5 protein-coding genes and 1 pseudogene are annotated in these 5,913 nt (G+C 68.5%); 4 read left to right on the forward strand and 2 right to left on the reverse strand.

Annotated elements, in window-relative coordinates:
- Window positions 1-230 precede the first annotated feature (230 nt).
- Entirely contained in the window at window positions 231-3,116 is a 2,886-nt protein-coding gene (locus ACLP25_RS20230; RefSeq protein WP_442470956.1) for a WD40 repeat domain-containing protein, read from the reverse strand.
- Window positions 3,020-3,712: a toll/interleukin-1 receptor domain-containing protein gene (locus ACLP25_RS20235; RefSeq protein ID WP_442470957.1), complete on the reverse strand. Its 693-nt coding sequence runs from the start codon at window positions 3,710-3,712 to the stop codon at window positions 3,020-3,022. Before ACLP25_RS20235 ends, ACLP25_RS20230 begins: the two co-directional genes overlap by 97 nt.
- Window positions 3,713-4,175: 463 nt before the next feature.
- On the opposite strand from ACLP25_RS20235, the gene ACLP25_RS20240 reads away from it, so the two are divergent.
- The 4 genes and pseudogenes from ACLP25_RS20240 (at window position 4,176) to ACLP25_RS20255 (ending at window position 5,747) form a co-directional block, all read left to right on the forward strand.
- The gene (locus tag ACLP25_RS20240) at window positions 4,176-4,658 is read left to right on the forward strand and encodes an L-2-amino-thiazoline-4-carboxylic acid hydrolase (protein WP_442470953.1); all 483 of its coding nucleotides are present in this window, start codon (window positions 4,176-4,178) and stop codon (window positions 4,656-4,658) included.
- Window positions 4,659-4,713: 55 nt separating this feature from the next.
- Window positions 4,714-5,001: pseudogene (locus ACLP25_RS20245) on the forward strand (SIMPL domain-containing protein); the annotation flags it as partial.
- Window positions 5,002-5,092: 91 nt separating this feature from the next.
- Window positions 5,093-5,452, forward strand: a complete 360-nt coding sequence (locus ACLP25_RS20250) for an SIMPL domain-containing protein (RefSeq protein WP_442470954.1) — start codon at window positions 5,093-5,095, stop codon at window positions 5,450-5,452.
- 28 nt (window positions 5,453-5,480) lie between these two features.
- Complete coding sequence (locus tag ACLP25_RS20255) at window positions 5,481-5,747, forward strand: DUF2277 domain-containing protein (RefSeq protein WP_442470955.1); 267 nt, start codon at window positions 5,481-5,483, stop codon at window positions 5,745-5,747.
- Window positions 5,748-5,913 lie beyond the last annotated feature (166 nt).

Consider the following 5,913-nt stretch of genomic DNA (forward strand, 5'->3'; position numbering starts at 1 on the left):
CGCGAACACTACCGCTTCCCGATAGGTTCCTGATCTTCATAATTTGAAATCGCGCCGCGACTGGCGCCGGCGCTTCGTGGGTGGCCGGGACAAGCCCGGCCATGACGGGTGGGGCGGCGCTCGTTCCCTGCGGACGCCCTACGGGCCACGCCTTGGCGGGGGTCCATAGCCCCTCGAAAGACGGGCTTCCTGAAAGACGCCCTACGGACCCCGCCCTGCAGCGCGCCCCCTCAATCCACGAACTCCAGCCAATGCAGCAGCCCGCGATAGTCGCCGGCGACTAGGCGGTTGGGCGCGATGGCGACAAGCGCCGTCACGGGGGCGTCGAGCTCGAGGCAGGCAGTCTCGGCCCGGGTCTTAACGTCCCACAGCCGGATCGTCTTGTCCCACGAGCCCGAGGCGAGCTGCCCGTCCGCGAGAAGGCAGAGAGCGGCGACCCACCCGTCATGCCCTTCGAGGCGGGCGGTCTCGGCCCCGGTCGCGGTGTCCCACAACCGGATCGTCCGGTCGTCCGAGCCCGAGGCAAGCCGTCCGTCCGCCAGAAGGCAGAGAGCAGTGACCGCGTCTGTGTGCCCCTCGAGTCGGGCGGTCTCGGCCCCGGTTGAAGCGTCCCACAGCCGGATCGTGCTGTCGCTGGATCCGGAGGCGAGCCGCCCGTCCGCAAGAAGGCAGAGAGCGCATGCAAAACCCTCATGTCCCTCGAGGCGGGCGGCCTCGGCCCCGGCTGCAGTGTCCCACAGCCGGATCGTGTTGTCGAGGGAGCCCGAGGCGAGCCGCCCGTCCGCCACAACGCAAAGCGCCCAGACCCAGTTCGTGTGCCCATCGAGGCGCGTCATCTCGGCCCCGGTCGCGGCATCCCACAGCCGGATCTTGCTGTCATGAGAGCCCGAGGCGAGCCGCCCGTCAGGCAGAAGGCAAAGAGCTCTTACCGAATTGGTGTGCCCCTCGAGGCGGGCGAACTCGGCCCCGGTCGCGGCGTCCCACAGCCGGATCGTATTGTCCCAAGCGCCCGAGGCGAGCCGCCCGTCCGCCAGAAGGCAGAGAGCGGCGACCGTGCCCGTGTGCCCCTCGAGGCGGGCGGTCTCGGTCCTGGTCGCGGCGTCCCACAGCCGGATCGTGTTGTCCGACGAGCCCGAGGCGAGCCGCCCGTCCGCCAGAAGGCAGAGAGCGGCGACCGGGCGCGTGTGCCCCTCGAGGCGGGCGGTCTCGGTCCCGGTCGCGGCGTCCCACAGCCGGATCGTGTTGTCCGTAGAGGCCGAGGCGAGCCGCCCGTCCGCCAGAAGGCAGAGTGAGGCGACCGGCCAATCATGCCCCTCGAGGCGGTCGGTCTCAGCCCCGGTCGCGCCGTCCCAAAGCCGGATTGTCTTGTCCGCAGAGCCCGAGGCGAGCCGCCCGTCCGTCAGCAGGCATAGAGCTTTGATCGGGCCTGTATGCCCTTCGAGGCGGGCGGTCTCGGCCCCGGTCGTGGCGTCCCACAGCCGGATCGTGTTGTCGTGCGAACCCGAGGCTAGCCGCCCATCCGCCAGAAGGCAGAGCGCATTGACCCACCCGTCATGCCCCTCAAGGCGGGCGGTCTCGGACCCGGTTGAGACGTCCCACAGGCGCATTGTCCTGTCGTCCGAGCCCGAAGCGATCCGCCCGTCCGGCAGAAGGCAAAGAGCCTTGACCGAGCCGTCATGGCCGGCGAGCAGGGCGGTCTCAGCCCCGGTCGCCGCGTCCCACAGCCGGATCGTTCGGTCGTCGGAGCCCGAGGCCAGCCGCCCATCCGCCACAAGGCAGAGACTGTTGACAGAGCTCTCATGCCCCTCGAGGCGGGCAGCCTCGGGCCCGGGCGGCGTGAGGGTGGGCCTGAGCGGTACGAGGGACGGATGGCGAAGGAGCCAGTGCGCGAGGTCGAGGAACCCCGACCCGGCGACAGCCTCAAACCCCGCCAGACGCCCGATGAGCTGCTGCGGCAGTTGACTCGGATCGCGCACGCAGATCCCGCTGATCAGGCGCAAGGTCCGGCCGATCAGGCTTTGCGCCTCGCCGACGCCGTAGCGCTGATAGTCGGCGACCAGCGCCTGAGGATTCGCGGTCGCCTCCAGCTTCGCCTGGAGCCAGGCGGGATCGAGCAGCAACGCGTCGAGGCGCGCGCGCTCCCGAGCCTCCGCAAAGTGATGCGGAAGCGTGAGGTAATAGTAGCTCCGGGTCCGCGCGTCGGCCCCTTCGCTCGCAACGCCGTCGAGCGCTGCGACAAGCTGCTTGTGTTGCGTGACGAGTCCGTCTTTTCCCGCCCGATCCCGCAGGAAATGACGGGTCGTGTCGTGCAGACGGCAGAAGCGTTGTCCGAAGTCGAGGTCGAGCAGGAGCGAGAGGTCAAACAGGTTCTTGAGCAGGTCTTCGGCTTCGAAGTCCTCGAGACCGCCACCGGCCGCCCATAGGCGAGCGACGATGCCGATGGGAATCTCCGCGTCCTCGGGAAAGACGCCGAGTTCGCCGAAACGTGCGCGCTCCGCTTCAGACAGAATTTCGAGGCTGACGCCAATCGTCCGCGCAACCGCCCTGGCGCGATCGGCGTCGTCGCGCGCGTCAAAGACGACAAGGCCCCTAGCGTCGAGCCGCTTGTTCGCGCCGACGATCGCCACGGACAGCGATTCGTAGGCCTTGACCACGCGATCGCGCAGGAAGCCGTTGACGATCCTGAGAAGCAGCGCCCATTCGCCGAGCCGCGCGGCGAGCTTCTTGAGACTGGCGCGTTCGCGAGCAACCTCATCCGCCGGCAGCCCGGCCGAGATGAGGCTCAGCGCCTCGCCCGCCTGCATGGCGTCGACGGGCTGGCGCAGGGCCGTCTGCGGCAGGACGTTGTCGATCCGCGTCGTCACGAGCCGGACGCAGTTCGCCCCGCCCTGCAGGAAGGGCCTCAAGTCCTGCTCGCGCCAGGCGTCGTCGACGATCAAGAGAATGCGCCGGTCACCGAGCGCCTCGCCGAGCTTCCCGGCGGCGGCGCTGATCGTCTCCAACCCCGGGCGGTCGCCCGTCAGCACCTCAATTTGGTCGGTGAGGATTGACAACAGCCGCTCCGGCTTCTCGCCGAGCTCCGCCCACAAGATTCCGTCGAAATAGGCGTCCTGGATGTCGGGGTCGTGGGCGAGCGCCTTGGCCAGCGTCGTTTTGCCGTAGCGCCCGCGCCCTTCAGCGCCGCCGTGATGCCAGCGACCGCGTCGCCCTTGGCGTCGAGGAGCTGCGCCTTGAGCGCGTCGAATTCCTTGGAGCGCGGAACGAAATCCTCCGGCGGCTCCGGCTCCATCATCGGCACGCGCTTCTGCCGGCTTACGTCCTGAAGGACGCGAATCAGCGTCGTCTGATGCTCCGTGAGGTCGAGGTCGTAGATTTGGCCGAGCCAGCGCGGCAGGGCGCCGAGGTCCGCGAGCCCCGGCCCTCGAACCGGGCAGACGGTCTCGCCCTCTTGGCGCGCCAGCCGAATCTCGCGCCGCACGTAAGGGCTTGCGAGGGAGGCCGGCGTGACGACGAGGATGAAATGTTGCAGCGCCTTCGATCTCAGCGCGTCCTCGATCTGGCTCCACCAGTCCGGACCGCCCTCAAGCGACTCGAGGTCCCGCCAGACCGAGAGATCGTGCTCACCGAGCCACGTCCGCAGCCACGCGGCATATTCCGCGCCGTCCTTGCGCGAATAGGAAATAAAGGTCCGTGGCTGTGGTTCGCCGACCATGAAAAGCGCCGCCCTGTCCGGCCACTCTACCCGCAACGCGGGCGCGTGCAATGGACGGGTCGCCGGGCGGGTTGAACAATGTCGTGCCAGAGGACCGGCGCTTGTGTTTCTATATTCCCAAAGGCCGTTTGGAGCCGAGCAATGTCGACCCGCCTAGTCCCGTCCCGCCTCCCGCCAGCCGCCGCCCTTGGACGCGCAAAGGGTCCTGAACGCCCAACATGAGCCGCGATTGGAAGCGTAAGATGCGTGAACAGTTCATTCGGAGCTTTCGCCTTTGGCGATAACCTCCTCAAATCCTTGGATCAGTCGCATGGACACGACGATCCGCTTGAGGCGAAAATGCGGCAATGGTCGCTTCAGCGCCGTCTGTGAATCAAGAATTGGAGTCTAACGCCTTGAAATCACGCAATCTGCTGCAAAAACCGCGCTTCGCCTTGCGCCCCGGCCCGGGGATTGCGACCCTATGACCCAAAACCTCGGCATCTTCGCCCGCCGAAAAATCGAGGCGGAGATCATCGCGCCGATCTATGACGAGATGCGCAAGGCGATCGGCGAAACGAAGGCGCGGGAGATCCTTCGGGCCGCCATTCGCCGCGCGGCGATCGCTGCCGGCGCCGACATGGCCGCGCGCGCTCCCGGCGGCGCGGACCTCGAGAGTTTCAAGGCGATCTTCCCGCTCTGGACCCAGGACGACGCGCTCGAGGTCCAGGTCCTCAGCGACGAGCCCGGCGCGTTCGACTTCAACGTCACCCGCTGCCGGTACGCCGAGACCTATCGCGCCATGGGCCTCGGCGATCTGGGCGACATCTTGTCCTGCAACCGCGACGGCGCCTTCTGCGAGGGCTACGATCCGTCCATCGAACTCACCCGGACGCAGACCATCATGGGCGGGGCGAGGCATTGCGACTTCCGTTACCGCGTGAAGACGGATAAGGCCGGGGACTGAGGCCGTGCGTTTCCGGCCCGCAAGCGCCAGCCGCGGCAGCATCGGGGGCAAAGCCATGACAAGGTCATCCGTTCTCGCCAGCGCCGCCGCGCTCGCGCTCGCCTACGCCGTCCAATCCACGTCGGCCACAGCGCAACCCCGGCTCATCGAGGTGAATCCCGACCGGTCCATCGAAGTCACCGGCGAGGCGAGCGTCGAGGCGCCCCCCGATTTCGCCCGGGTCACCCTCGGCGTGACGACGACGGGCAAGGACGCGGGCGACGCGATGGCCGCCAACGCCAAGGCGGTGAACGGGCTCGTTGCGGCCCTCAAGGGCGAAGGCGTCGCCCCGGCCGACCTCCAGACGTCGAGCCTGTCGATTTCGCCGACCTTCTCCAATCCCTCGCCCGGCTCCTCCACGCCGCCGGCCATCGTCGGCTTACAACGTCGGGGACATGGTGACAGTCACGGTTCGCGATCTCCCCCGTCTCGGCGCCCTGCTCGACAAGGCCGTCGCAAGCGGCGCCAATGCCATGTACGGCGTGACTTTCGACGAGGACAACCCGAGCGGGCTCCTCGACAAGGCGCGACCTACGGCCCTGGCCGACGCGCGCCGCAAGGCCGATATCTACGCGGCCGCGGCCGGGGCCAAGGTCGGCCGGCTGATGGAGCTCAGTGAGCAGACCGTCGGGCAGCCGGCGCCCTACGCCCACCGCGTCTACGCCAGCGCCGCCAGGGCCGCGCCCACACCGATCGAGGCCGGACAGGACAAGCTCACGGTGACAGTGACGGCGCGCTACGAGCTGACCGAGTAGCCGCTTCTTTTCGAAACGGGGTCGTCCGATGTGCCGCGCCATCCGCCCGCTGTTCAACTTCGAGCCGCCCGCCACCGAGGAGGAGATCCGCGCCGCCTCGCTTCAGTTCGTGCGCCAGGTCAGCGGCTTCGCTCGGCCCTCGCAGGCCAACGCGGAGGCCTTCGACCGGGCGGTCGACGAGGTGGCGGAGGCGACGCGCCGCCTCGTGTCCTCGCTCAGCAGCGGCGCGCCGCCCCGCGACCGCGAGACCGAGGCCATAAAGGCGCGCCAACGATCGCGCCAGCGGTTCGGGTGATCCGCTCGCGGCCGGCGGACGTACAGCCGTAAATTCGCCCGGCCGGCTGCCTATCTCTGGGCGGGGCTTTCACCACAAGGAGCAGACGGTCATGCGCGCATATCTTCTCGCCGCGGCGCTCGCGGCGGCCGCTGTGTCGTTCTCGGTCGCCGCCGCCGGCGCTGAA

Source organism: Roseiarcus sp. (assembly GCF_052145395.1).
Taxonomy (GTDB): Bacteria; Pseudomonadota; Alphaproteobacteria; order Rhizobiales; family Beijerinckiaceae; genus Roseiarcus.